Origin of the sequence: Sporosarcina sp. P17b, assembly GCF_002743115.1 — a bacterium.
Lineage (GTDB): Bacteria > Bacillota > Bacilli > Bacillales_A > Planococcaceae > Sporosarcina > Sporosarcina ureae_C.
Genome location: NZ_PDYP01000051.1, coordinates 1 through 375, shown reverse-complemented (window position 1 = coordinate 375; position 375 = coordinate 1). Strand labels below are relative to the sequence as shown.

1 protein-coding gene is annotated in these 375 nt (G+C 55.2%); it reads left to right on the top strand.

Annotation, left to right across the window (positions count from 1 at the left end; genetic code table 11):
- The first annotated feature begins 182 nt into the window (after positions 1–182).
- On the top strand, positions 183–359 hold the full coding sequence (locus CSV76_RS17505) for a hypothetical protein (protein WP_158232849.1): 177 nt from the start codon (positions 183–185) through the stop codon (positions 357–359).
- The last annotated feature ends 16 nt before the right edge of the window (positions 360–375 follow it).

Below are 375 nucleotides of genomic sequence, written 5' to 3'. Positions count from 1 at the left end.
TGTCGTTGAAAGTAGTGAGGGTCATGCTTTGGACTCGCGCAGGCACGTGGGGATTGCCTACAGCCATGAGCCAGCTGGCGGTGGGGCTGCTGCTGTCTCATGACCACGGCCTACCCCGCAGTTGTGCCTGCGCTGCTAAGTGGTTGACAAGTTTGGGTGTGGTTTATAAAAGATGAAGATCAGTGACTGGGGAACTATTCTTCGGCGTTGTAAAAGTACGTAAAGGATGGATTGGATCGTTGCTCGAGTTTTGCTTGTTCATTGAAAGTAGTGAGGGTCATGCTTTGGACTCGCGCAGGCACGTGGGGATTGCCTACAGCCATGAGCCAGCTGGCGGTGGGGCTGCTGCTGTCTCATGACCACGGCCTACCCCGC